This is a genomic window from Streptomyces sp. R21 (assembly GCF_041051975.1).
Lineage (GTDB): Bacteria > Actinomycetota > Actinomycetes > Streptomycetales > Streptomycetaceae > Streptomyces.
Genome location: NZ_CP163435.1, coordinates 1,519,274 through 1,543,721 on the forward strand (window position 1 = coordinate 1,519,274; position 24,448 = coordinate 1,543,721).

The 24,448-nt window shown below is 71.2% G+C and carries 19 protein-coding genes, 2 pseudogenes and 1 riboswitch; of the genes and pseudogenes, 9 read left to right on the plus strand and 12 right to left on the minus strand.

Translation table 11 applies throughout. The annotated features are described in order from the left end of the window. Positions 1–7: 7 nt before the first annotated feature. The gene (locus AB5J56_RS07075) at positions 8–778 is read right to left on the minus strand and encodes an ABC transporter ATP-binding protein (RefSeq protein WP_369231141.1); all 771 of its coding nucleotides are present in this window, start codon (positions 776–778) and stop codon (positions 8–10) included. A gap of 2 nt (positions 779–780) precedes the next feature. Next, positions 781–1,773: a FecCD family ABC transporter permease gene (locus AB5J56_RS07080; RefSeq protein ID WP_369242396.1), complete on the minus strand. Its 993-nt coding sequence runs from the start codon at positions 1,771–1,773 to the stop codon at positions 781–783. 184 nt (positions 1,774–1,957) lie between these two features. Then, a riboswitch (cobalamin riboswitch) is annotated at positions 1,958–2,039 on the minus strand. A 27-nt stretch (positions 2,040–2,066) separates the two neighbouring features. Here AB5J56_RS07080 and AB5J56_RS07085 point away from each other — a divergent pair. The 4 genes and pseudogenes from AB5J56_RS07085 to AB5J56_RS07100 all read left to right on the plus strand — a co-directional run. Continuing rightward, a pseudogene (locus tag AB5J56_RS07085) lies at positions 2,067–2,284 on the plus strand (GNAT family N-acetyltransferase); the annotation flags it as partial. Positions 2,285–2,336: 52 nt separating this feature from the next. Further along, positions 2,337–3,842 (plus strand): ABC transporter substrate-binding protein, encoded by a 1,506-nt coding sequence (locus AB5J56_RS07090; protein ID WP_369231143.1) that lies wholly within the window; start codon positions 2,337–2,339, stop codon positions 3,840–3,842. A 365-nt stretch (positions 3,843–4,207) separates the two neighbouring features. Continuing rightward, positions 4,208–5,725, plus strand: coding sequence for an ABC transporter permease subunit (locus AB5J56_RS07095; protein WP_369242398.1), 1,518 nt, complete (start codon positions 4,208–4,210; stop codon positions 5,723–5,725). Positions 5,726–5,732: 7 nt separating this feature from the next. Beyond that, entirely contained in the window at positions 5,733–7,019 is a 1,287-nt protein-coding gene (locus tag AB5J56_RS07100) for an MDR family MFS transporter (RefSeq protein WP_369231145.1), read from the plus strand. A 14-nt stretch (positions 7,020–7,033) separates the two neighbouring features. Here the strand turns inward: AB5J56_RS07100 and AB5J56_RS07105 are convergent. From AB5J56_RS07105 to AB5J56_RS07125, 5 genes and pseudogenes are all read right to left on the minus strand, one after another. Continuing rightward, positions 7,034–7,222 (minus strand): annotated as a pseudogene (locus AB5J56_RS07105) (ATP-binding cassette domain-containing protein); the annotation flags it as partial. A 1-nt stretch (position 7,223) separates the two neighbouring features. Further along, on the minus strand, positions 7,224–8,330 hold the full coding sequence (locus AB5J56_RS07110) for an NAD(P)/FAD-dependent oxidoreductase (protein WP_369231147.1): 1,107 nt from the start codon (positions 8,328–8,330) through the stop codon (positions 7,224–7,226). 137 nt (positions 8,331–8,467) lie between these two features. Then, on the minus strand, positions 8,468–9,754 hold the full coding sequence (locus tag AB5J56_RS07115) for a hypothetical protein (RefSeq protein ID WP_369231149.1): 1,287 nt from the start codon (positions 9,752–9,754) through the stop codon (positions 8,468–8,470). Positions 9,755–9,826: 72 nt separating this feature from the next. After that, positions 9,827–12,037 carry a transglycosylase domain-containing protein gene (locus AB5J56_RS07120; RefSeq protein WP_369231151.1) on the minus strand — a complete coding sequence of 737 codons (2,211 nt, stop codon included), beginning with the start codon at positions 12,035–12,037 and terminating at the stop codon, positions 9,827–9,829. A 263-nt stretch (positions 12,038–12,300) separates the two neighbouring features. Beyond that, a complete protein-coding gene (locus AB5J56_RS07125) occupies positions 12,301–14,181 on the minus strand; it encodes an ABC transporter ATP-binding protein (protein WP_369242400.1) in 1,881 nt (626 codons plus the stop codon). A gap of 183 nt (positions 14,182–14,364) precedes the next feature. Here AB5J56_RS07125 and AB5J56_RS07130 point away from each other — a divergent pair, with 183 nt between their 5' ends. After that, positions 14,365–15,348: a YbhN family protein gene (locus AB5J56_RS07130; RefSeq protein WP_369231153.1), complete on the plus strand. Its 984-nt coding sequence runs from the start codon at positions 14,365–14,367 to the stop codon at positions 15,346–15,348. A gap of 17 nt (positions 15,349–15,365) precedes the next feature. Here the strand turns inward: AB5J56_RS07130 and AB5J56_RS07135 are convergent, their stop codons facing one another. Beyond that, positions 15,366–15,857 (minus strand): pyridoxamine 5'-phosphate oxidase family protein, encoded by a 492-nt coding sequence (locus AB5J56_RS07135; RefSeq protein ID WP_369231155.1) that lies wholly within the window; start codon positions 15,855–15,857, stop codon positions 15,366–15,368. Between the two features lies 1 nt (position 15,858). After that, positions 15,859–16,368, minus strand: coding sequence for a hypothetical protein (locus tag AB5J56_RS07140; protein ID WP_369231157.1), 510 nt, complete (start codon positions 16,366–16,368; stop codon positions 15,859–15,861). Between the two features lie 133 nt (positions 16,369–16,501). Here AB5J56_RS07140 and AB5J56_RS07145 point away from each other — a divergent pair, with 133 nt between their 5' ends. The 3 genes from AB5J56_RS07145 to AB5J56_RS07155 all read left to right on the plus strand — a co-directional run bounded on the left by AB5J56_RS07145 (position 16,502) and on the right by AB5J56_RS07155 (position 19,889). Then, positions 16,502–17,671, plus strand: coding sequence for a GTP-binding protein (locus AB5J56_RS07145; RefSeq protein ID WP_369231159.1), 1,170 nt, complete (start codon positions 16,502–16,504; stop codon positions 17,669–17,671). A gap of 46 nt (positions 17,672–17,717) precedes the next feature. After that, positions 17,718–18,482 (plus strand): crotonase/enoyl-CoA hydratase family protein, encoded by a 765-nt coding sequence (locus tag AB5J56_RS07150; protein ID WP_369231161.1) that lies wholly within the window; start codon positions 17,718–17,720, stop codon positions 18,480–18,482. A gap of 291 nt (positions 18,483–18,773) precedes the next feature. Further along, the gene (locus tag AB5J56_RS07155) at positions 18,774–19,889 is read left to right on the plus strand and encodes a mechanosensitive ion channel family protein (RefSeq protein ID WP_369231163.1); all 1,116 of its coding nucleotides are present in this window, start codon (positions 18,774–18,776) and stop codon (positions 19,887–19,889) included. Positions 19,890–19,892: 3 nt separating this feature from the next. On the opposite strand, the gene AB5J56_RS07160 is transcribed toward AB5J56_RS07155, so the two are convergent. After that, positions 19,893–20,921: a hypothetical protein gene (locus AB5J56_RS07160; RefSeq protein ID WP_369231165.1), complete on the minus strand. Its 1,029-nt coding sequence runs from the start codon at positions 20,919–20,921 to the stop codon at positions 19,893–19,895. Between the two features lie 141 nt (positions 20,922–21,062). Here AB5J56_RS07160 and AB5J56_RS07165 point away from each other — a divergent pair, with 141 nt between their 5' ends. Next, a complete protein-coding gene (locus AB5J56_RS07165; RefSeq protein WP_369231167.1) occupies positions 21,063–23,282 on the plus strand; it encodes an NADP-dependent isocitrate dehydrogenase in 2,220 nt (739 codons plus the stop codon). Between the two features lie 134 nt (positions 23,283–23,416). On the opposite strand, the gene AB5J56_RS07170 is transcribed toward AB5J56_RS07165, so the two are convergent. Further along, complete coding sequence (locus AB5J56_RS07170; protein WP_369231169.1) at positions 23,417–23,890, minus strand: carboxymuconolactone decarboxylase family protein; 474 nt, start codon at positions 23,888–23,890, stop codon at positions 23,417–23,419. 92 nt (positions 23,891–23,982) lie between these two features. Continuing rightward, positions 23,983–24,363, minus strand: a complete 381-nt coding sequence (locus AB5J56_RS07175) for an ArsR/SmtB family transcription factor (RefSeq protein WP_369231171.1) — start codon at positions 24,361–24,363, stop codon at positions 23,983–23,985. Positions 24,364–24,448 lie beyond the last annotated feature (85 nt).

Genomic DNA, 24,448 nt, shown 5'->3' on the forward strand with positions numbered 1-24,448 from the left:
AGGGTCCTTAGGGCGTGGTGGGCGGGAGGAGGTCGAACAGGAGTTGGACGGCGCCGGTCTCGGGATGCCGAACGGGATGCGCGCGTACGCCGAACACCTCGGCGAGCAGGGCGGGTTGGAGCACGTCGTGCGGAGGTCCGGAGGCGACGATCCGGCCGCCGGAGATGACGTGGAGGAGATCGCAGTGCGCGGCGGCCAGGTTGAGGTCGTGCAGCGCGGCGAGGGCCGTCAGACCACTGGCCCGCACCAGGGACAACACGTCCAACTGGTGGGCGATGTCCAGGTGGTTGGTGGGTTCGTCGAGGACGAGAACCTTCGGCTGCTGGGCGAGCGCGCGGGCGATGAGGACGCGCTGCTTCTCACCACCGGACAGGGCGAGGAACCCGCGCTCGGCGAGGTGACCGACACCGGTGCGCCGCATGGCCTCGACGCAGATCTCCCCGTCGGACGCCGCCGTACGGCCGCGGTGCGGCAGCCTCCCCATGGCGACCACCTCGGCGACACTGAAGTCGAACTCGGCCGACGACTCCTGCGGCAGTGCCGCCAGCACGCGCGCCGCGGCCCGGGCGTCCATGGCGTGCACGGCGTCGCCGTCGAGGCGCACCACACCCGCGACCGGACGCAGGGCGCGGTACACGCAGCGCAACAGCGTCGACTTTCCGCTGCCGTTGGGGCCGACGAGTCCGACGAACGCGCCACTGTCCACGGAGAGTCGGATGTCGTCCACGATCCGGTTCCCGGCGGCCTCGACCGTGACACCCTCGATGTCGAGTCTCATGGTCAGCGCCCCCCGAACGCGTAGCCGCCGCGTCGCATGAGCAGCAGGAAGGCGGGCACCCCGACGACGGCCGTGATCACCCCGACCGGTAGTTCGGCGGGCGCGAGCAGGAGGCGGGACAGTACGTCGGCCCACACCAGCAGCACGGCCCCAGCGAGCGGGGCCACGGCCAGCACCCGCCGGTGGTCCGCGCCGACGAGCATCCGTACGACGTGCGGCACCATCAGCCCGACGAACCCGATGGCTCCGCTGACCGCGACCACCGTCCCGGTCACGGCGGCGGTGACGAGGAACAACTCCCGCCGCAGCCGCTCCGGTCGGACCCCGAGCGCGGCGGAGGTCTCATCCCCCATCGCCAGCGCGTTCAGGGTCTCGGCCCGCCACCGCAGCCACACCCACCCCGCCGTCACGGTCACCGCGGCGAGCGGCACCTGGGCCCAGGTCGCCCCGCCCAGGCTGCCGAGCAGCCACATCATCGCCGAGCGGGCCGCCTCACCCCGTGCCGCGCCGAACACCATGACGGTGGTGACCGCCTCGAAGCCGTACGCCATCGCCGTCCCGGTGAGGATCAGCCTCAGTGGGGTGAGCCCCTGCGGGGAGCGGGCCGCCGCGTACACCAGCGCCATGGCCGCGAGCGCCGAGCCGAACGCCGACACCGACAGCGCCCACACCCCGAGCCCCGCGAACGCCCCCAGCAGAATGACGGCGTTGGCGCCCACCGCCGCGCCGGAGGAGATGCCGAGCACGAAGGGATCGGCGAGCGCGTTGCGCACCATGGCCTGCACGGCCACGCCCACGGACGCGAGCCCCGCTCCGACCACTGCCCCGAGCGCGACCCTCGGCAGCCGGATCTCCCAGACGATGGTGTACGCGGCGACGTCACCGGCGTGCACGGTGCCACCGGTCAACCCGGCCCACAGGAACCGGAAGACGTCTCCCCACCCGATCCCGGCGGCCCCGAGACCGACCCCGCACACCAGTGAGGCGAGGAGCACCAGCCCGAGGCCGACTGCCAACGGTGCTACGGATATTCGGCGGGCGGTGGTACTTCGGCTCACGATCGGGCGGTCCTTCGCGTGGGGCCGCCTGGCGCAGTCGGAGCAGCCCGTACGGCCGGGCCCGGCCGCGCGGTCCCCTCTCGCAGTCCTCGGCGAGCAGTCAACGGGTCGCACCACCCACGGGCGATCGGGCTCACGCGACGAACCAGAGGTCGCCACGCACACCGTTGCGGGTCAGCGCCGGACTCTCACCGGACTTCCCCCACGAGAGGCGCGGGCAGCCTAACAAAGCCGAGCGGTATCCGTCGGGCGAGACCGCTCAGCTCCGGGCGCGTGTACACGCGCCCGGAGCACCGACGGCGCGGGCTCGCCCGGCGGGATGGGGCTGTGGCAGACGCTGGGCGAGGTCGTCCGCGACGAGCGGGAAGAGCGGGCGGTCGCGCCCGGCGGCAGCGGCATCGTGCGCTTCGAGATCCCTCTTGTTAAAACGAAAACCATGTTCATATGATGCGGGTCGACGTCGTCCACGAACCCGGCCCTGAAAAGACAGAACGAGGACCATGAGATCTCCCCGCCTTCGGCTGACAGCCGGTCTGCTGCTCGCCCCGCTGCTCTCCGGCTGTTTCTCGGCCTCCGGCGACGACTCGTCCTCGGACTCCTCCGGCTCCGGTGAGGGCGGACGCCTGCGCGTGGCGCTCGCCTTCCCGCCTGCGGAGAACTACTCCCCGTACGGCCAGGACGCCTTTGCCCTCTCGCGGCTGGGTGTGGCCGAGGGGCTGACCCGGCTCGACGCCAACGGCACCGCGGTGCCCGCGCTCGCGGAGTCGTGGAGCAGCGAACAGGGCGGTAAGAGCTGGCTGTTCACTCTGCGGGACGCCAGGTTCCAGGACGGCACCGGCGTGACGGCGAAGGCCGTGGCCTCCGCTCTCACCCACGCCGTCGGGGCCGACCCTGCCCCTGCCGCCGTCTCGGGGGTGAAACTGACCGCCGAGGCCCTCGGCGACGACCAGGTCAAGGTGAGTACCGCCGACGCGGACCCGGTGCTGCCGCTGCGGCTGACCAACCCGAGCCTCTCGGTGTTCTCCGCCAAGGCGTACGGCCAGGACGGCAAGGTGAACCCGGTCGGCATGGCCACCGGCCCCTTCGAACTCACCAGGATCACCGGCGACACGGCGGCCACCCTGGACCGCTTCGACGACTACTGGGGCGGGCGCGCCCAGGCGTCCGGCATCGACGCGAAGTTCGTCTCCGACGGAGCCGCCCGCGCCAACGCCCTGCGCACCGGTGACGTGGACATCGCCGAGTCGATCCCCGTCGCACAGGTCGCCTCCCTGGACAAGAACACCGCCCACGAGATCAACACCGCCCGGAACACCAGCCTGTATCTCAATACCCGGACGGGTGTCTTCAAGGACGCGAGGCTGCGGGCCGCCGCGCGCGAGGCGATCGACACCTCCGCCGTCGCCAAGGGCGTGTACGAGGGGTACGCCGAGCCAGCCAAGGGCCTCTACGGCCCCGCCCTGGCCTGGGCGTCCGGCAAGCGGACCGAGCCGACCGGCCGGGCGAAAGCCACGAGCCCCAAGGGCAAGAGCATCACCATCGCCACCTACGACGACCGGCCCGAGCTGCCGGAGACCGCCCAGGTGCTCCAGCAGCAGCTGGAGAAGGCCGGGTTCACGGTGAAGCTGGAGGTGCGCACGTACGCGCGGCTCGAAAGCGACCTGCTGGCCAAGAAGTTCGACGCGGCCGTCGTCTCCCGCAACATGATGCTCGACACCGGCGACCCCGTCACCGTCCTGGCCGGCGACTACACCTGCGACGGCTCCTACAACCTGTCGTTCCTGTGCGACAAGAACGTGGACAGGCTCGTCGCCACCGCCCGGGCCGAGTCCGATCCCGCCGAGCGGCAGGGCGCGGCGATGAAGGCGGAGGCCGCGATCCTCGGCTCCGACGCGGTGATCCCCCTGGTTCACCTGAAGGTCGTCACGGGCATCGGTACGTCCGTCAAGGGCGCGCTCCTCGACCCGTACGAGCGTGGCTTCGTCGGCACCGGGACCCGGCGCTGAAGCCCGCGGCCTCACCCGGGAGAACCCGAGTTGGCGCCGTCCTGCGCGGCTTCGCGCGAGGCGGCCTCACGCTGCTGTGGCGGGCGACGCTCACGTCCGCCCTGGTGTGCGCGATCGGTCTGCTGCCGTGGCTGTCGCGCACCGACCCGGCGCTGACCGTACTGAAGGCCCGCTCGGCCGAGCGGGCCCCGAGCCCCGGGACACTGCGCGCCATCCGGGACCAACTCGGCCTGGACAACGGCCCGTTGGTCCTGCTCCGGCGTTGGCTGGGTGGGCTGTTGCGCGGGGACGCGGGCCGGTCATGGGTGTCGGACACCGCGGTGCTGCCCGCCGTCGGACAGGCCCTCGGGGTGTCTCTGTTGCTGATGGCGGGAGCCATCGTCGTCGCCATGGGCACGGCCGGGGTCGTGTGCGCGCGCACCCTGCGGCTCGGCTCCCGGCGGCGGCTCGGCGAGGGCGGCCCGGGCGGTACGGGGTCGGCGGTGCTGGCCGCGCTGCCCGAGTTCCTGGTCTCCTCCGTACTGGCGTCAGTGATCGGTGTACAGCTGGGCTGGCTGCCCGCGCTCGGCTGGTACGGCCCGCAGTGGATGATCCTGCCCTCGCTCGCCCTCGGCCTGCCCGCCGGGGCGGTGCTCGGACGGATGCTGGACGACCTGTTGCCCGCCGCCTTCGCCGAGCCGTGGGCGCTGGCCGCCGCCGCGCGTGGGGTGCCACCGGCGTCCGTGGCCCGGCAGGCGCTGCGCCGTTGCGTGCCCGGACTCCTGCCCAACGTGGGGCTGTTCGTGGTCGGCCTGACGGGCGGATCGGTCGCGGTCGAGCAGATCTTCGATATTCCGGGGCTCGGTCGGCTCACCCTGCGTGCCGCTGTCGCCCAGGACCTGCCCGTCCTGCAGGCCGGCACGCTCGCGCTCCTCGCCCTCGCGGCGGTGGCCGCCGTGCTGGCCCGGCTCGGGGTGCGGTGGCTGATCGGGCCCGGACTGCGCGACGGCGCCCTGCACTCCCTGCACCGGCCGACCCCGCCGGCTCCGCGTGCCGTACCTCTCGGGTACGCGCTGCTGCTCGCCGCCGTCATCGGCCTCGGCCTGCCCCGCGACCCGCTCGCACTGGACACCACCGCCCGACTCCAAGCTCCCTCCTGGGGGCACCCGTTCGGCACCGACGCGCTCGGCCGGGACGTACTGGCCCGGATCGCGCACGGCTCACTCAGCACCCTGGGCATCGCCCTCTCGGTGAGCGCCGCGGCGCTGGTGACCGGCGTACTGCTGGGCCTGCTGCCACGTCTGTCCGGTCCTCTGGTCGACACCGTCAACGCCGTGCCGCCCGTGCTGGCCGCCCTCCTTGTCACCGGCGTCGCGGGCAGTGGCCCGTGGACGCCGGCGCTCGCCGTTGCCGTCGTCGCCTGGTCACCACTGGCCACCCACGCCTCCTCCCTCCTCCGACAGGAACGGGCGACCCTTCACCTGACCGCGACCCGCGCGCTCGGCGCCGGCCCCTGGTACCTCCTCCGGCACGAACTGCTCCCCGCCGTCCTGCGGCCCGTCGTCGGCCACGCCCTGCTCCGGTTGCCCGGCATCGCCCTGAGCCTGGCCGCGCTCGGCTTCCTCGGCCTGGGCTCCCAGCCGCCGTCCCCCGAGTGGGGCCTGCTGCTGTCCGAGAACCAGCCGTACGTCGAACGCGCCCCGTGGGCGGTCCTGGCCCCCGCCGCCGTCCTCGCCCTGCTCGGCGCGCTCGCGGTGACGACGGCGGGCGGGGTGCGACTGCCGCGGAGACCAAGGCAGCGGTCCGTACGGCCGATCGAGCCCGAACCGGCCGTGGGGCGGGCCGAGTCGCTCCGGCCCGCCGTCCTGACCTCCTCCCCCGCCGACACCCCCTCACGGACTTGATTCCCCGATGACCGACGTGTTCTCCCGTCTCCTGGCCAGGCGCTCCACCACCGCCCCGAAGTCCCCGCGTGAGCGCACCTGGAAGCGTCTCTCCCCACTCCTGCGGCTGCTGATCCTGACCCAACTCGCCTTCAACATCGGCTTCTTCGCCGTACTGCCGTTCCTCGCCGAGCATCTCGGCACGGCGATCGGCATGGCGGGCTGGACGGTCGGCTTCGTGCTGGGCCTGCGGACGTTCAGCCAGCAGGGCCTTTTCGTGGTCGGGGGCTGGCTCGTCGACCGGTACGGTGTGCGGCCGATGGTCCTGGCGGGCTGTGCGCTGCGCGTCGCCGGCTTCGCCTGGCTGGGGTTCGCCGAGGTGACATGGGCGGTGATCTGCTCGGTGCTGCTGATCGGGTTCGCCGCCGCGCTGTTCTCACCGGCCGTGGAGTCGGAGGTGGCCCGGCAGGCGGTGGTCTGGGAGGAGGAAGGTCACGGCTCCCGCACCCGCGTCCTGGCCCTGCTGTCCGCGGCCGGCCAGGCCGGGGCCTTCATCGGCCCGCTGCTCGGTGGTCTGCTGCTCACCGTGAACTTCCGCACGGCCACTCTCGCGGGCGCCGGCGTCTTCGTTCTCGTCCTCGCCGGGCACGCGTGGCTGCTGCCACAGCACATCCCCGGCCAGGTGCGGGTACGGGACCGGGGCGGAGTCGGCGAGCTGCTGCGCAACCGCCGTTTCCTCGCCCTTTGCTGCGCCTACGGCAGCTACCTGCTCGCCTACAACCAGCTCTATCTCGCCCTGCCGGACGAGGTGGAGCGGGCGGCAGGCTCGCAGGAGCCGCTGTCCTGGCTGTTCGCCCTGTCGTCCCTGCTTGTCGTGTGCGCGCAGCTTCCGGTTACCGGATGGGCGGGCGACCGGCTCGGCCTGCGCCGCTCGATGGCCGCCGGACTCGTGCTGGTCGCGACCGGCTTCACGGTCGTCGCCGTCGCGCGCCCGGCGGGCTGGACCGGCCTCCCGGGGCTGCTGCCGGCCGCCGGATACGTCGTCCTGCTCACCCTCGGCCAGATGCTGATCGTGCCCGCCGCCCGCGCCTGGGTGCCCGACCTCGCCGAGGAGGGCCGTACCGGCCTCTACACCGGCGCCCTGTCCTCGGTCTCCGGTCTGATCGTGCTCATCGGCAGCTCGGCCACCGGCTCCCTGCTCGACCTGGACCTCCCGGCCGCCGTGCCGTGGCTGGTCCTCGCCGCCGTACCGGCACTGGCCGTGACGCTTCTGCCACGCGGAAGGGAACCCGCCGGTGGTGTCGCCGGGGCCTGACCGGGACATCAGCGGGCGACCGTCTCGGCGGCGGTCAGGCAGGTGGTGTTGCCGGTGGCGTCCTGGAGGACGGCGGCGGTACGGCGGGCGGCTGCGCGGGCGGACAGCGCCCACACATCGTCGTCCCCGACCCTGACGACGCCGTCGGCCGGGCGCAGCGAGCAGTGGACGGCGCGCAGCAGGGTCGACTTGCCGCTGCCGTTGTCAGGCCGCCGTGTACCCGAGCTGGCGTCGCATGAAGGGGGTCATGAGGGTCTTCGCCTTGGCCATGGTGGTGGTGCGGGTGCCGAGGACCGCGGTCTCGCCGCCCGGCACGGGCAGGACGGTCACGCCGTCGGCGGGGCCGAAGGGCACGATGAGCGGGGTGCGGTGGACCGCCCGGTAGGAGCGGGGCTCCTTGCCGTGCCTGCCCGAACTGCGCAGGTAGGCGCGGATGTTGTGGGCGGCGACCTCCGCCTGGGCGAGTGCGGCGGGAGTGACCTTGAGTTCGCCGACGTCGTTCACGTCGCCGACCGCGAACACGTCCGGCCTTCCCTCGACGCGGAGCGTCGGGTCGACCTTCACGTGGCCGGTCCCGTTCAGCCAGTCGCCGTGTCCGGCCAGCCGCAGCCAGAGGGTGTTGGGGGTGGTGCCCGTGGTCCAGAAGGAGAGGTCGGCGGCGATGACCGTGCCGCGGGCGTCGCGGTAGGTGCCGAAGTCGTTGCCGGGGGCCATGAAGGTGTCGAGTCGTACGTCCACGTCGTGGGACTCCAGCCAGGCGTGGGCCCTGCGCCCGGCGCGAGCGCTGCCGGTGGCGTGCAGCAGCTCCGGCCCGGAGTGCGCGAGTGTGACCCGGGCGTCCGGCCGGGCCAGGCGGATCTCGGCGCTGAGCTCGACCCCCGAAGGGCCTCCGCCGACGACGAGGACGTGCGCGGCGGTGGCGACCTTGTGCTGGTGCTCGGCGAACGACTTGGCGGCCTCCTCGGTGGTGGAGCCGCTGAAGCGGGCCGGTTCCGGGTAGTCGGCGCCGGTGGCGATCACCAGCACGTCGTACGGCAGCCGTTCGCCCGTGGCCAGCAGTACCTGTCGCCCGGTGGTGTCGATGCGGATCGCCTTGCCCAGTGCGACGCGGCCGTCGCGCAGCAGTCGGTCGTACGGAATGAAGGGGGTCCCCGTCCAGTCCGGGCGCACCCCGGCACGCAGGGAGGCGATGCGGTGGAAGAAGACCTCCTTGCGGTCCACGAGCGTGACCCGGGCTTCCCTGTCCAGCCGTTTGGCCAGCCGGACGCCCGCGTAGCCGCCGCCGATCACCACTACGTTGCCGTCTCGCACTGAGCTCTCCTGCGCCTCGTGGGGGGGGGACGAGAGGCAACGTAACATTTGAAACTTAAAGCGTTTGGCGGACTCTGTGTGAGTGCCGTGAAGACGAGCGGCTCGCGGACGGACCGCGAGCGAGACCGGCCCGGGCGTTACTTGACGACCGTCGACCAGTCGGGCGACTGCGCCGGGTCGAGGCTGCGCAGCCGCTCGCGCACCTCCGGCGTCTGGACGTCCAGCCAGTCGGCCAGTTCGCGGAAGGAGACGCAGCGGACCTCCTTCTTCACGCACACGTTCTTGATGACGTCGTCGATGGCCTTCATGTATATGCCACCGTTCCAGTCCTCGAAGTGGTTGCCGATGAACAGCGGTGCCCGGCTGCCGTAGTACACCCGGTTGAAGCCGGCGAGGTAGGAGGCGGTGGTCTCCTGCTGCCAGGTCGTGTACTGCGAGGGGTCGCCGTCGGTCTCCCCCTTGGACTGGTTGTAGAGGAAGTTGAAGTCCATGGACAGGCCCTGGTACTTGCCGCCCTCGTAGGGCAGCAGCTCCAGCGGGAAGTCCCAGACGCCGTTCTTCTTGGTGGGCCATATCTGGAAGTCGCCCGTGGAGCTGGCGTCGTAGCGCCAGCCGAGGCTCTTGATCGCGGGGAGCAGGGTCTTCTGTCCCTCCAGGCAGGGCGCGCGGCCACCGACGATCTCCCGCTTCGCGTCGAACGGCAGGGCGGGCAGATCGGTGTAGCCGGTGTTGGTCTTCCAGTTCTGCACGAACGAGTAGAACTGGCTGATCTCGCTCTTCCACTCCTCGGTGCTCCAGTCGCCGCCGCCCTTGGCGTCGCAGAAGTGGCCGTTGAAGTGGGAGCCGATCTCGTTGCCGTCCTTCCACGCCTTGCCGAGCTGTTCCAGGGTGGTGCGGATGTGCTCGTCGGTGGCGTAGCTGATCGCCGCGTCGCCCGGCTTGTGCTGCGGCCCCTGGTAGAGCGTCTTCTTGTCCTTCGGCAGCAGGTAGATGCCGGTGAGGAAGAAGGTCATGTGGGCGTTGTACTTCTTCGCGAGCTCCCGGTAGTGCGAGAAGAGATGGTCGTCGCCCTCCAGGGCGCCGTCCCAGGAGAAGACGACGAACTGGGGCGGCTTCTCCCCCGGCTTGAGCCGCACCGGCTTGAGCTGCCCCGTCTGCGGTCCGGTGTACGACGTGGAGCCGTCCCCGAGCACCTTGGTCTTGCCGTCCCAGGCGGGCTCGTCCTTCGTCCCGGCGGTGGTGCCGCCGTCGGAACTCCTGCCGCCGGCCGACGCGGTCGACGGCGCGCCGTCCGAGCCGCCGAGTGCCAGATAGGCGGCGACGAGGCAGGCGACGACAAGGAGGGCCGCCATGGTCACGATCCCCGGGCGGGCATTCATCAGAGGGGCGCGGCGACGGCGGCGGCGACCGGCTTTCGATGTCATGGGATGCGCATTCTGCGAGGAGGGGTTCGAGAAGGGCGAGGGGAGCGGATCACCGGGTCCCGGTCGGCGGCGTCAGCCGAGCGGACTCATGGCTTTCGACCAGATGTCGTACGGCACGGTGGTGGAGGGCGTTCCGGCGATCCCCTTCAGCGGCAGCGGCTCCAGACTCTTGGTGAGATCCATGCGGTAGACGACGACGGCGGTGGACACGGAGCGGTGCGTGCCGACGTACCAGCCGGCGGTGTCCTTCTGTGTCGTGCCGCCCTTGCCGGCGACCTTCGCGGACGCGCTCGCCTCGGTGGGGTGCTGCGCCTGGAAGGCGTCCGTGAGCGCGTCGGTGACCTGGCCGGCGACCTGGGGGCGCATGGCGCGGCGATGCTTCGGGGTGTCCAGGGCGACGGTGGAGCCGTTGCGGGTGACGCGGCGCACGGAGTACGGCTCGGTGTGCGTGCCCCCGGCGGCGAAGGTGGCGTACGAACTGGCCATCCGGATCGCGCTGGGCGTGGAGTTGCCCATGGACAGGGCGGGCACCTGCGGTCCGATGCTGGACGACAGCAGGCCCGCGGCCTCGGCGGTGGCGCGCACCTTGTCCAGGCCGGTGTCCATGCCCAGTTGCATGAAGGGCGTGTTCACGGACTCGGCGAGCGCCTTGCCCAGGCTGATCGTTCCCCAGGACTTGCCGTCGTCGTTGTGCGCGGCGACCTTCTTGCCGCTGCGGTCCCAGTAGGGCCCCTCGGGCGTGGTGACGGGGACGCCGTCGTCCCCGTCGTAGAGGGACTCCGGGGTGACGGGGGTCGCCGCGCCGCCGCGCTCCTTGTGGACGCCGTTCTCCAGGCCGGCGGCGTAGACGAGCGGCAGGAACGCCGTGCCGGCCGGGACGGTGGCGGCGTTGGACTCGTTGAAGCCCTGCTTGCGGTGGTCCGGTCCGCCGTAGACGGCGAGGATGCGGCCGTCGGCGGCCACCGAGGCGCCGCCGTAGTGCGCGGCCTTGGCCTTGTCCTTGTCGTCCTTCTGCGCCTTGGCGCGGGCCTTGGTCACGGCGTCGGTGAGCGCCTCCTCGCGGCGCTTGTCGAAGGTGGTGTAGATCTGGTAGCCGCCGAGGTCGAAGTCCTTGTCCGAGATGTGCCCGGCCTTCTTGGCGTAGGTGGCGGCGAGTTCCACCAGGTAGTCGCTCTGGTGACCGGTCTCGTTGGTCCGCGCCTGCTTGACCGGCTCGGGGAAGTGCTTGTACTTGGCGCGCTCGGTGGCCGACAGCTTGCCGGTCTTCACCATGCGGTCGAGGATCCAGTCCCATCGTTCGACGGCCCGCGCGTGGTTGGCCTGGCTGAGCGTGGGGTCGTAGAGGCCCGCGCCCTTCAGCAGGGACGCGAGGAAGGCGGCCTCGCTGACGTTGAGCTTGCTCACGTCCTTGCCGTAGTAGGCCTGCGCGGCGCGTTGTATGCCATAGGTGCCGCGGCCGAACCAGCTCGTGTTGAGGTAGCCCTCCAGGATGCGGTCCTTGCTCATGTGCTCATCGAGCTTGACGGCGATCATGGCTTCGGTGAACTTGCGGCTCACGGAGCGGTTCTGGTTCAGGTAGACGTTCTTGACGTACTGCTGGGTGATGGTGGAGCCGCCCTGGGTGTCGCCCTCGCCGACGGTGCGCCACAGGGCCCGGGTGAGGCCCTTCACGGATATGCCGGGGTCGGAGTAGAAGCTCTCGTTCTCCGCCGCCAGGACCGCGTAGCGCACGTCCTTGGGTATGTCCTTCAGCGGCATCGCCTGGCGCCGCACCCAGCCGGTACGGGCCATGGGGGTGCCGTCGGCCCAGAAGTAGACGTTGTCCTGCTGGGTGGCGTACGTATTCAGGTTGTCCGGTATGTCCGTCATGGCGTACGCGATGGTCAGCAGGCAGCCGACCAGGCCCAGCGAGGCGGCCCAGGCGCCGAGCCACTGACGCCAGGAGGGTATCCAGCGCCGCCAGCCGATGCGGCCCGGGCGCGGGTACTGCGGCCGCAGGCGGCGGACGAAGGGCACGACCCGCCGGGCGAGCGGGGCGAGTCGCTCGAGAAGCGGCCGCAGGCGTTCGACGAGTGGGGCGAGCCGCTCGGCGATCCGGCCGAGGGCGGGCGGCAGGGTGACTTTGCGGCGCGGCCCCCGCCGTGAGCCGGCCTGCCGTGCCGAGGGAGCCCCTGTTTCCGTGGCCGCGGCGCCGCGGCCACGGACCCGGAGACGGCGATGCCAGGGCTGCTTCGGGGCCGCGCGGCGCCGGCGCGCGCCGGGGCCTGCGTCCGGCTCAGCCATGCCGCGCTCCCCAACGCATGTCGCCCACGGGACGGGTGGGGCGGAACACCCCTCTTTTTTGGCATGTCCACGTCACGACCGCGTCTCCCTCCGCACTCACACTTGACCAGCGCGGATTGACGCAGCGGCCGCATGCGCGGCCGCGAGCCCCCCTGACCTCTTGATCGGGTCGTTTCCCCCGCCCGATCTCTTGGTACGTCGCGCCCCTCGTAAATTATCAGTGGTCACTGTGAAGATTTCGATCGGGAACCGGTCACGCATGATCAAGCCGTCTGTGCCACCTCAGCCGGGGCCTTCTCGAACTGGGTGCGGTACAGCTCCGCGTACCGCCCCCCGGCGGCGAGCAGCTCCTCGTGCGTGCCCCGTTCCACGATCTGTCCTGCCTCGACCACGAGGATCGCATCGGCGGCGCGCACAGTCGACAGCCGGTGGGCGATGACCACCGCGGTCCGGCCCTCCAGGGCCTCGGCGAGCGCCTCCTGGACGGCCGCCTCCGAGGTGTTGTCCAGGTGGGCGGTGGCCTCGTCGAGGATGACGACGCGCTGGCGGGCCAGCAGCAGGCGGGCGATGGTCATGCGCTGGCGCTCGCCACCGGAGAGCCGGTAGCCGCGCTCGCCGACCACGGTGTCCAGGCCGTCGGGCAGGGAGCTCACGAGGTCCTCCAGGCGGGCCCGGCGCAGCACGTCCCAGAGCTCGTCCTCGGTCGCCGCCGGCCGCGCCAGCAGCAGGTTCTCCCGCACCGAGTCGTGGAACAGGTGCCCGTCCTGGGTGACCATGCCGAGCGTCTCGCGCATCGAGGCGGCGCTCAGCTCGCGCACGTCGACCCCGCCGATGCGGACGGCGCCCTCGTCGGTGTCGTACAGGCGCGGCAGCAGCTGCGCGATGGTCGACTTGCCCGCGCCGGACGAGCCCACTAGCGCGACGGTCTGGCCGGGTTCGGCGCGGAAGGAGATGCCGTGCAGGACCTCGGCGCCGCCGCGGGTGTCCAGGGCGGCGACCTCCTCCAGCGAGGCGAGGGAGACCTTGTCGGCGGACGGGTAGGCGAAGCGGACGTCGTCGAACTCCACGGCGACCGGGCCCTCCGGCACCGTGCGCGCGTCCGGCTTCTCATCGATGAGCGGCTTGAGGTCGAGCACTTCGAAGACGCGCTCGAAGCTGACGAGGGCGCTCATGACCTCCACGCGCGCCCCGGCGAGCGAGGTGAGCGGCGCGTACAGGCGGGTCAGCAGCAGGGCCAGGGAGACGACGGCGCCCGGCTCCAGGGTGCCGCGCAGCGCGAACCAGCCGCCGAGACCGTATACGAGCGCGAGGGCCAGCGCCGACACCAGCGTCAGGGCCGTGATGAACGCCGACTGCGCCATCGCCGTCCGTACGCCGATGTCCCGCACCCGCCGGGCGCGTGCCGCGAACTCGACCGACTCCTGATCGGGCCGCCCGAACAGCTTGACCAGCGTGGCGCCGGGCGCGGAGAACCGCTCGGTCATCCGGGTGCCCATCGAGGCGTTGAGGTCCGCCGCCTCGCGCTGGAGCTTCGCCATCCGGCTGCCCATCCGCCGGGCGGGAAGCACGAACACCGGCAGCAGGACAAGGGCGAGCAGGGTGATCTGCCAGGACAGCGTGAGCATGACGGCCAGTGTGAGCAGCAGCGTCACCACATTGCTGACCACTCCCGACAGGGTGTTGCTGAAGGCGCGCTGGGCTCCGATGACGTCGTTGTTGAGACGACTGACGAGCGCGCCCGTACGAGTGCGTGTGAAAAACGCGACCGGCATGCGCTGCACATGATCGAACACAGCCGTCCGAAGATCCAGGATCAGACCTTCGCCCAGCGTCGACGACAGCCAGCGGCCGAGGATCCCGACCGCCGCCTCGGCGAGCGCGATCACGGCGATGAGCACGGCAAGTCCGATGACGGTGCTCTCGGCGCCGCCGGACACGATCGTGTCGACGATGTGCCCCGCGAGCACCGGCGTCGCGACGGCGAGCAGCGCGGTCACCACGCTGAGCGCCACGAACTGGGCGATACGGCGGCGGTGCGGGCGCGCGAAGACGGCGATGCGGCGCAGCGTCACGCGGTTGAAGGGGCGGCGTTCCTGCTGCGCGTTCATGACGCTGTGCAGCTGGGTCCAGGCTGTGGTCTCCATGCTCATGGGAGAGACGGTATGACCTCAAGCTTCGTTGAGGTCAACGAAGGCCCGCAGAAGTCAGGGCGCACAGGCAACCCGAGGGGCGCCCGGCACCCCGCGACCTGCCTTTGCCCGGCGTGTCAGCCGCCGTCCCCGTGCCCGCAACCCCACGTTGGTGCGGTGTGGAAACCCTCTCCCGATGTGACTGCGGTACGCCTCCCCGACGGACTCCCCGAACTTCCCGAGGGACTCCCCAGACGTCTTCCGGTCCGGCAGGTCCTGTGCCTGCTTCCGCTTCTGCTCGTCCTGGTGGTCGCGGTACGCCACCGCTCGGTCCTCGCCGAGGGCTTCGGCCATCTCACGACGGCCGAGTGGCCCTGGCTGGTGGCCGCTGCCGCCGCGACCTGTCTCACCTGGGTCGCGGCCGCCTTCACCCGGCAGGGCGCGGTGGTCGAGCGACTGCCCGCACGCCGGCTGCTCGCCACGCAGTTCGCGGCGGGCGCGGCCAACCATCTGCTGCCGACGGGCCTCGGCGCGGGCGCGGTCAACTTGCGCTTCATGACGGTGTGCGGCGTCCCGCTCGCCCGTTCCTCGGCCGCGCTCGCGCTCTATCTGCTCGCGGAGTCGGTGACCCGGCTGGGCCTGCTGCTGGTCCTGCTGCTCGCGTTCCCGGGTGCGCTGCATCTGGGCGCGCTCGTCCCGGCCGGGGCGGTGGGGCCGCTGCTGCTCGCGGGCGCAGGGGTGCTCTGCGCCGCGACGATCACGCTGCTGTGCGTCGGCCGGTTGCGTACGGCCGTGGGTTCCTTCCTGCGCACCGCTCTGCGCGAGGCGCGCTCCGTGCACGCCCGGCCCGCTCGCGCGTTCGCGCTGTGGGGCGGTTCGCTCGCCTTCCCGGTGCTCCAGGCGGCCGGACTCGCCGCGGTGGGGCAGGCGTTGGCCCTGCCGGTGCCGCCGCTGCACATGGCGGTCGCGTACCTGGCGGCGACGGTGGCCGTGGCGCTGGTGCCGACGCCGGGCGGCATCGGCTCGGTGGAGGCCGCGCTGGTCGTGGCGCTGGTCGCGGCGGGAGGCCCGGTGGCCGTGGCGACGGCGGTGGTGCTGGCGTACCGGATCATCACGGTGTGGCTGCCGCTGCTGCCGGGGGCGCTGACGTTGGGCGCGCTGGTCCGTTGGAAGGTGATCTGAAGGCGGCCCGCAGGTGATCAGCGTCTGCGCGCGTCCGGTCGGCTGAGCGGCACGGGCACGCGGTGGTCGGGTCGGCCGTCCTTGGCGAGGATCGAGTGTGCGTCGGCGGTGGCCCGGTAGAGCCGCATGCCCGCGCCGGGCCGGAGGTCCTCGGTCGTCCATTCCCGGCCGCCGTGGGCGAGCGACCGGCGGGAGAAGGCCTCGATCCCGCGGGCGGTGTCGGCGCCCTCCAGCAGCTGCGCGGTGGCGGACATGTACACGCCCTGCCCGGTGCCGATCACCACCTGCGAGTCGAAGACCACGAGGCCCACCTCGGGGCGCACCGCGATGTTGCGGGAGTGTGCGACGTCGGGTGAGGACACCCAGAAGAACTCGACGAAGTCGATGTGGGCGAAGTAGACGGGCGAACCCCACGGCCGCCCGGTCCCGTCAGCCGTGGCGAGGACGAGGTAGCGGTTGGCGTCGATGATGTCCCGCACGGTCCGCGCGGCGGGGCGGCCGGCACTCATGTCAGCCCACCCTGCGAAAGGTCAGGTCGAAATCGTGCTTCCACTCGCCGTCGACGGGGCCCATCTCCCAGGCACCGGTGATGGTGTTGGCGTCCTCGCTGAACGTGCCGGTGAAACGCTGACGGAAAGCGAGCGGAGTGAAGTCGGGAGCCTCGCGCACGAGGGTCCAGACCCGGTCATCGAGGCTCATCGCATACAGGCGGTCCACGCCCCGGGAGTCGTAGTAGTGCTGGGTGTACGCGCCGGTCTCCAGGTCGGCTCCGATGATCGCGAGGCTGTCGGGCGCCTCGGGGATCGGGATCTCGGTGCGCTGCAGCAGGAACTGCCGGTCCAGCGTCCACTCGAACCGACTGCGCACCGTCGGCACGGCCTCGGCCGCGTCGGACGGTGTCGACTTGTCGCCCACAATCGTGCCGCCGGGAATCGTGTCGCCGGGAAACCGGGCTTCCATGGCCCACTCGCCGACGAAGACGTCCAGGCGTGCCAACGCCTCTGACCTGTTGCCTGTCATGACGATCACTCCGATTCCACTTCCACGTCACGGCGTACGTCCGCCCCGGTCACGGATACAGACCGTGCCGAGCGGCCGAACTCATCGCCACTTCGTTTGTGAAAATCATTTCCATTAAGCTAGCGTGCCGGGCGTGCACACCACTCCCGGCGACAGCCGCCTCCCCGTGACCGTCCTCTCCGGCTTCCTCGGCGCCGGCAAGACCACCCTGCTCAACCATGTCCTCGGCAACCGCCAGGGCCTGCGGGTCGCGGTCATCGTGAACGACATGAGCGAGATCAACATCGACGCCTCGCTGGTACGGGACGGCGGCGCCCTCTCCCGAACCGAGGAGCGGCTCGTCGAGATGACCAACGGCTGCATCTGCTGCACCCTGCGCGACGACCTCCTCGACGAGGTCGAACGCCTCGCGCGCGAGGGGCGGTTCGACTACCTGCTCATCGAGTCGAGCGGGATCTCGGAGCCCATGCCGGTGGCGGCGACGTTCGCCTTCGCGCGGGACGACGGAGCGAGCCTCGCGGACCTCGCTCGCCTCGACACCATGGTCACGGTCGTCGACGCGGTGAACTTCCTGCCGGAGCTGGACCGCGGCGACGATCTCCTCGACCGCGGGATCACGCCGGTCGAGGACGACGAGCGCACGGTCAGCGATCTGCTGGTGGACCAGATCGAGTTCGCGGACGTCATCCTCCTCAACAAGACGGACCTGGTCACCGACGAGGCGGCCGCCCGCCTGGAGGCGACCCTGCGCCGCCTCAACCCGTCCGCGCAGGTCCACCGCACGGTCCACGGCGCGATCGACCCGGCCCGCCTCCTCGGCACGGGGTTGTTCGACCTCGACCGGGCCGAACAGGCGCCGGGCTGGGTCGCGGAACTGAACGGCGACCACATCCCGGAGACCGAGGAGTACGGCATCTCCTCCCTCGTACTGCGCGACCCGCGCCCCTTCCACCCCGGCCGCCTCTGGGAGTTCCTGACCGGCCCGCTCGACGACGGCGCCTACGGCCAAGTCCTGCGCTGCAAGGGCTTCTTCACTCTCGCCAGCCGTCCGGACACCACCGGACTGTGGTCGCAGGCAGGCTCCGTCGCCCGCTTCGAACCGGTCGCCGCCCACGGCGACGACGACCCGGTGCGCGGGCAGGAACTGGTCTTCATCGGCACGGACCTGCGCCGCCAGTCGCTGCGCCTAGCCCTCTCACAGTGCCTCGCGAGCGAGGCCGAGCTGTCGTCGGGGACGGCCTACGACGATCCCTTCCCCGCATGGGCGGTTCATTCCGCCGACAGCTGCGCTACTCCGGAGTAACGTCGGCGTACGCCAGTCGGAGTGCTCGGAAGAGGGAGACAGCGCGATGCCGGTCCGGATCGAACGCCAGGGTCACGTCACCACGGTCGTCCTGTCCCGCCCCGAGGCCCGCAACGCGGTGGACGGCCCCACGGCCGCCGAACTGGCCGACGCCTTCAGGGAGTTCGACGCCGACAACTCCGCCCGGGTGGCGGTGCTGTGGGGCGAGGGCGGCACGTTCTGCGCGGGCGCGGACCTCAAGGCGATCGGCACCGAGCGCGGCAACGTGGTCGCCGAGGACGGCGACGGGCCGATGGGCCCCACCCGTGTGCGGCTGTCCAAGCCGGTGATCGCGGCGGTCGCCGGGCACGCCGTGGCCGGGGGCCTGGAGCTGGCGCTCTGGTGCGATCTGCGGGTCGCCGAGGAGGACGCCGTGTTCGGGGTGTTCTGCCGCCGCTGGGGCGTGCCACTCATCGACGGCGGCACCGTACGACTCCCCCGGCTCATCGGCACCAGCCGTGCGATGGACATGATCCTCACCGGCCGCCCGGTGCCGGCACCCGAGGCGTACGAGATGGGCCTCGCCAACCGGATCGTCCCGCCCGGCCGCGCCCGCGCCGAGGCCGAGCAACTGGCCGCCGCCATCGCCGACTTCCCACAGGCCTGCCTCCGCGGCGACCGCGCCTCCGTGCTGGACCAGGAGGGCGCGGTGGAGACCCTGGCGATGCGGCGCGAACTCCGTTACGGCATGGAGGTGTTGGACGAGAGCCTGGAGGGTGCCGCCCGCTTCGCCTCGGGCGCGGGACGGCACGGCTCGTTCAACGGACTGTGACGGGAACGCGACCGTCGAGAGCCGGGCCGCCACACCGGCGAGATGGTCGCGGACCGGCCGTGCGGCCCGTACACCCTCGCGGGACACGGTCGGAACGCGGCTCGGGATGCGGCAGGATGAACCTTCGCGCCGGACGGTGAACTCGTGTTCCCGGCGCGATCGCACAAACCGGACTCGAGCAGGTGACATGGTGACGACACATCACATACGGCGCCCGATGGGGCAGTCGGCAGCGGGCTCCCGGCTGTGGACCGTGGCCGGCCCCGGCCTTCGCACCGCTGGAGGTGGGCGATGAAGCGGGACCTCACGCTGGACGACTTCGTCGTCGCCGGGATCGCGGTGGCGGCCGGCCTGCTGGCGGCCCTGCTGCTGCGCGCGCTGCTGCGCTGGCTCGGCAAGCACGCGACCCGGACCCGGTGGAGCGGCGACGACGTCATCGTCGACGCGCTGCGGACTCTGGTGCCCTGGGCGGCGGTTGCCGGAGGTGTCGCCGCGGCGGGTGCGGCGCTGCCGCTGACCGCGTCGGTGGGGCGCAATGTCAACCGAGTCCTGACCGTCGTGCTCATCCTGGTCGCGACGATCACCGCGGCCCGGGTGATCACCGGCCTGGTCCGGACCGTGACGCAGTCCCGCTCGGGCGTCGCCGGATCGGCCACCATCTTCGTCAACATCACCCGGGTCGTGGTGCTGGCGATGGGCTTCCTCGTCATGCTGCAGACGCTGGGCATCTCCATAGCCCCGCTGCTCACCGCCCTGGGCGTGGGCGGTCTCGCCGTCGCGCTGGCCCTCCAGGACACCCTCGCGAACCTCTTCGCCGGCATCCACATCCTCGCCTCGAAGACCGTCCAGCCCGGCGACTACATCCGCCTCAGCAGCGGCGAGGAGGGCTACGTCGTCGACATCAACTGGCGTCAGACGACCGTGCGCCAGCTCTCCAACAACCTGGTCATCATCCCCAACGGGCAGTTGGCGGGCACCAACATGACCAACTACAACCGCCCCGAGCAGCAGTTGACCATCCTCGTGCAGGCCGGTGTCAGTTACGACAGCGATCTGGACCACGTGGAGCGCGTCACCACCGAGGTCATCGCCGAGGTGATGACCGGGATCACCGGCGCCGTCCCCGACCACGAGCCCGCCATCCGCTTCCACACCTTCGGCGACTCCCGCATCGGCTTCACGATCATCCTGGGCGTGGGCGAGTTCAGCGACCAGTACCGGATCAAGCACGAGTTCATCAAGCGCCTGCACAAGCGGTACCGCGAGGAGGGCATCCGTATCCCCGCCCCCGCACGGACGGTGGCCCTGCAGCAGGGGTCGCTGGGCATTCCGCACCAGCGCGACCCCCGCGAGACGGAGCACCACACGGAGCCGCACGCGCAGCAGACCACGGCACCGCTGACGTAACCCTCAGTCCTTGCCCGGCGCCACCTTCCCGAACCACCGCGCCGTCTCCTCGGCGCCGAGCACGCGCTCCAGGACCAGGTCGCCGGTCATCTTCGGGAAGAACCGTCCGGCCGGCCAGCCCCGCTGGTACGGGGACGGGTCGAGGACCAGCAGCCGGGTCCCGTCGACGACCGGGATGTCGACGGGCGTGCCCTCGTTCCACACCCAGCTCCCGTCCGGTGCCACCAGATTGAACGACCCGGTGGTCGGCACCTGGCCCGGTTCGCTGCGGCAGACGGCCGCCTCCCGCGCGGAGGGCGCCCGGCCGGGCAGGTGGCCACCGCCGATCAGGACGTCGGCGAGCAGCGTGTGCAACTGGAAGTTGTCGCCGAGGCCGGTCATCCGCAGGGCGTAGCCGGTGCCGGAGGGGCGGTGCAGGGCGATCAGGGGCTCGTCGTCCAGCACGAGCAGGGCGTGGACCAGGCACTTGAAGTCGTGCTTGGAGGCCTCCGAAACCGTGCGCAGGCCCCGCAGGAGGCGGGCGCGGTCGGCGCCGTCGAGCTCCGTGCGGACCTCGGGGCGGTTCAGCATCGCCACGGCGGCCATCTCCCACTGGGGCAGCGTCCACCAGCCGAAGGCGGCGCAGTGGCCGACGCGCTCGACGACGTCCGGCTCCGGATCGCGGTCGTCGGGCTCCGGGAAGTCCCCGCCGCCGCTCGCCGCCCACCGCTCGCAGAACTCCTCGGCGGCTTCGAGCGCCTGCGCGAGCCCCGTGAACACGGCGGGCGCGCACCGGCGGGCATCGGCGCCCCGCTCGACACACGCGCCCACGATCATGGCGGCCGGGCCGCGCGGCCCGTCGGGCACCTCCGGCAGCAGCGCCGCGAGACGGACCCCGCCCTCCGCGATCTCCTCGCCCGCCGCCTTCCCAAAGGTCCGGTAAATCTCCCCGAACCCCTGGTGGGACCGCTTGGCGTCCCGGTTCCGTACGGCGGTTTCGAAGCCCTCGACAGCGGCGAGAAACCGCGCCTTCCTGCTGCGTCCGAAAATCATGGGTGCACCCTAGCCATGGCCTCACCTGAGACAGCTCGTCATTTTTGGCCGACGGTGAGGGCAGGGCCCTGTCGAGAGGGGGTCGGTCACGAGATATCTTGATGTCGAGCAATGTTGCAGACGTCTGGAGCGGAGCACCCGGTGACTGACTCGACCATCATCTATACGCACACTGACGAGGCCCCGGCCCTGGCGACGTATTCGTTCCTGCCGGTGGTCCAGGCGTACGCCTCGCAGGCCGGTGTCACTGTGGAAACCCGTGACATCTCGCTGGCCGGGCGCATCATCGCCCTCTTCCCCGAGTTCCTGGAGGAGGGCCAGCGCATCGCCGACGCCCTCTCCGAGCTCGGCGAGCTGGCGAAGACGCCCGAGGCGAACATCATCAAGCTGCCGAACATCTCGGCCTCGATCCCGCAGCTGAAGGCCGCGATCGCCGAGCTGCAGGAGCAGGGCTACGCGCTTCCGGCCTACCCGGACGACCCGAAGACCGACGAGGAGCGCGACATCCGCGCCCGCTACGACAAGGTCAAGGGCTCCGCCGTCAACCCGGTGCTGCGCGAGGGCAACTCCGACCGCCGCGCCCCCGCGTCGGTCAAGAACTACGCCAAGACCCACCCGCACCGCATGGGCAAGTGGTCGTCCGACTCGAAGACCAACGTCGCGACCATGGGCGTGGACGACTTCCGCTCCACCGAGAAGTCCACCGTGATCTCCGAGGCCGGTTCGCTGCGCATCGAGCTGGCGGGCGAGGACGGCTCCACCACGGTGCTGCGCGAGTCCGTACCGGTCCTCGCGGGCGAGGTCGTCGACGCCTCCGTCCTGCACGTCGCGGCGCTGAACACGTTCCTCAAGGCGCAGATCGCCCGTGCCAAGGCCGAGGGCGTGCTCTTCTCCGTGCACCTCAAGGCCACGATGATGAAGGTCTCCGACCCGATCATCTTCGGTCACGTCGTGCGCGCCTTCTTCCCGAAGACGTTCGCCGCGTACGGCGAGACGCTCGCGGCGGCCGGCCTGTCCCCGAACGACGGTCTCGGCGGCATCCTCAAGGGCCTGGAGGCGCTGCCCGAGGGCGACGCGATCAAGGCGTCCTTCGAGGCCGAGATCGCCGAGGGCCCCGAGCTCGCGATGGTCGACTCCGACAAGGGCATCACCAACCTGCACGTGCCGTCCGACGTGATCGTCGACGCCTCGATGCCGGCGATGATCCGCACCTCCGGCCACATGTGGGGCCCGGACGGCCAGGAGCACGACACCCTCGCGGTCCTCCCGGACAGCAGCTACTCCGGCGTGTACCAGGTCGTCCTCGACGACTGCCGCGCCAACGGCGCCTTCGACCCGTCGACCATGGGCTCCGTCCCGAACGTCGGCCTCATGGCGCAGAAGGCCGAGGAGTACGGCAGCCACGACAAGACCTTCGAGATCGCGGCGGCCGGCACGGTCCGCCTCGTCGACCAGGCCGGCAACGTGGTCCTGGAGCAGGCCGTCGCCCCCGGCGACATCTTCCGCGCCTGCCAGGCCAAGGACGCCCCGATCCGCGACTGGGTCAAGCTGGCCGTCACCCGCGCCCGCGCGACCGGCGCCCCGGCCGTGTTCTGGCTGGACGAGACCCGCGCCCACGACGCGCAGCTCATCGAGAAGGTCAAGGCGTACCTGCCGGAGCACGACACCGAGGGCCTGGAGATCAAGATCCTCTCCCCGGTCGAGGCGACGAAGTTCTCCCTGGAGCGCATCCGCAAGGGCCAGGACACGATCTCGGTCACCGGCAACGTGCTGCGTGACTACCTGACCGACCTGTTCCCGATCCTGGAGCTGGGCACCAGCGCCAAGATGCTGTCGGTCGTCCCGCTGATGGCGGGCGGCGGTCTCTTCGAGACGGGCGCCGGCGGCTCCGCGCCGAAGCACGTCCAGCAGCTCGTCAAGGAGGACTACCTGCGCTGGGACAGCCTCGGCGAGTTCTTCGCCCTGGCGGCCAGCTTCGAGCACCTCGCGCAGACCCGCGGCAACGCGCGCGCCCAGGTTCTCGCCGACACCCTCGACCGCGCGACGGCGACCTTCCTCAACGAGGACAAGTCGCCGACCCGCCGCGTCGGCGGCATCGACAACCGCGGCAGCCACTTCTTCCTGTCCCTGTACTGGGCGCAGGAGCTGGCCCGGCAGACGGACGACGCGGACCTCGCCAAGGCTTTCGCGCCGCTCGCCGAGACGCTCTCCGCCCAGGAGCAGACGATCGTCGACGAGCTCCTCGCCGTCCAGGGCAAGCCCGCGGACATCGGCGGCTACTACCAGCCGGACGCCACCAAGGCGGCGACGGTCATGCGTCCGTCGGCCACCTGGAACGCGACGCTGGCGACCCTCGCCTGACGCACGAGCCCCGGGTCGCCCCGGGTTGATCAACACCAGCAGGTGGCCCCGCCGTTCATCGCAACGGCGGGGCCACCTGCTTGTGCTCTCTTCGGTGTGCGCCGGGACGGGCCCGAGTACCCGGCCCGCCCCGGTTATCCGAACTGGCCCGGCTGGTAGTCACCGGCGGGCTGCTGGATGATCACGTTTCCGCGGTTGAAGGCGTTGATGAGCGCGATCGTCGACACCAGGGCGGCGAGCTGCTCCTCGTCGTAGTGCTTGGCGGCGTTCGCCCAGGCCTCGTCCGTGACGCCGCCGGCCGCGTCGGCGATACGGGTGCCCTGCTCGGCCAGCTCCAGCGCGGCGCGCTCGGCGTCGGTGAACACCGTGGCCTCCCGCCAGGCCGCCACCAGGTTCAGCCGCAGCGCGGTCTCGCCGGCCGCGGTGGCGTCCTTGGTGTGCATGTCGGTGCAGAACCCGCAGCCGTTGATCTGGCTGGCGCGGAGCTTCACGAGTTCCTGCGTCGCGGCCGGCAGCGTCGAGCCCTCGAGTACCTTGCTCGCCGCGATGATGTGCTTCCAGACCTTGCTCGCGATCGGGCTGCCGTACATGTTCAAGCGAGCGTCCATGGCCATCTCCTCTGACTCGCTGTTGGCTACTCCTCTACGACGGGACAGCCCGGCGAGATGTGACATGGCCGAATGTGACGCGCGTCTCCCTCTCAGCCTTCGTCCGGTGTCCACGCCGCGACCAGGCCCAACAGACCCGGGAAGCGGGCGTTGAGGTCGTCGACGCGGACATGGCTGCGGCGTTCCAGGCCGTACTGCCGCTGGCGGGTGACGCCTGCCTCGCGGAGGGCCTTGAAGTGGTGGGTGAGGGAGGACTTGGGGCGGTCCAGGCCGAACCAGCCGCAGGAATGGTCGAAGTCCTGGGATTCCAGCAGGAGTTTGCGCACGATCCCCAGCCGCAGCGGGTCGCTCAGCGCGCCCAGCACCCTCTCCAGGCGCAGGTCCTCGACCGCCGGTTCGGGCAACGGCTCGGGCAGCCCGGCCGGTTCCGGTGCGGCCTTGACGGCCGGCGTCGGCAGCAGCGTGGACGACATGGGCAGCTCCTCATCACCCGATCCCCTTGTACGACTTCAATCGTACTACATGCTAAGTTCGACTTATCTCGTACTGAACGCACTG

Coding starts and splice junctions, on each gene's coding strand:
- AB5J56_RS07160 (WP_369231165.1), bottom strand. CDS start 20,921: ATGATTTTCGGACGCAGCAGGAAGGCGCGGTTTCTCGCCGCTGTCGAG.
- AB5J56_RS07115 (WP_369231149.1), bottom strand. CDS start 9,754: ATGACATCGAAAGCCGGTCGCCGCCGCCGTCGCCGCGCCCCTCTGATG.
- AB5J56_RS07125 (WP_369242400.1), bottom strand. CDS start 14,181: ATGGAGACCACAGCCTGGACCCAGCTGCACAGCGTCATGAACGCGCAG.
- AB5J56_RS07155 (WP_369231163.1), top strand. CDS start 18,774: ATGAAGCGGGACCTCACGCTGGACGACTTCGTCGTCGCCGGGATCGCG.
- AB5J56_RS07170 (WP_369231169.1), bottom strand. CDS start 23,890: ATGGACGCTCGCTTGAACATGTACGGCAGCCCGATCGCGAGCAAGGTC.
- AB5J56_RS07135 (WP_369231155.1), bottom strand. CDS start 15,857: ATGAGTGCCGGCCGCCCCGCCGCGCGGACCGTGCGGGACATCATCGAC.
- AB5J56_RS07090 (WP_369231143.1), top strand. CDS start 2,337: ATGAGATCTCCCCGCCTTCGGCTGACAGCCGGTCTGCTGCTCGCCCCG.
- AB5J56_RS07140 (WP_369231157.1), bottom strand. CDS start 16,368: ATGACAGGCAACAGGTCAGAGGCGTTGGCACGCCTGGACGTCTTCGTC.
- AB5J56_RS07150 (WP_369231161.1), top strand. CDS start 17,718: ATGCCGGTCCGGATCGAACGCCAGGGTCACGTCACCACGGTCGTCCTG.
- AB5J56_RS07175 (WP_369231171.1), bottom strand. CDS start 24,363: ATGTCGTCCACGCTGCTGCCGACGCCGGCCGTCAAGGCCGCACCGGAA.
- AB5J56_RS07095 (WP_369242398.1), top strand. CDS start 4,208: ATGGCGGGAGCCATCGTCGTCGCCATGGGCACGGCCGGGGTCGTGTGC.
- AB5J56_RS07100 (WP_369231145.1), top strand. CDS start 5,733: ATGACCGACGTGTTCTCCCGTCTCCTGGCCAGGCGCTCCACCACCGCC.
- AB5J56_RS07075 (WP_369231141.1), bottom strand. CDS start 778: ATGAGACTCGACATCGAGGGTGTCACGGTCGAGGCCGCCGGGAACCGG.
- AB5J56_RS07120 (WP_369231151.1), bottom strand. CDS start 12,037: ATGGCTGAGCCGGACGCAGGCCCCGGCGCGCGCCGGCGCCGCGCGGCC.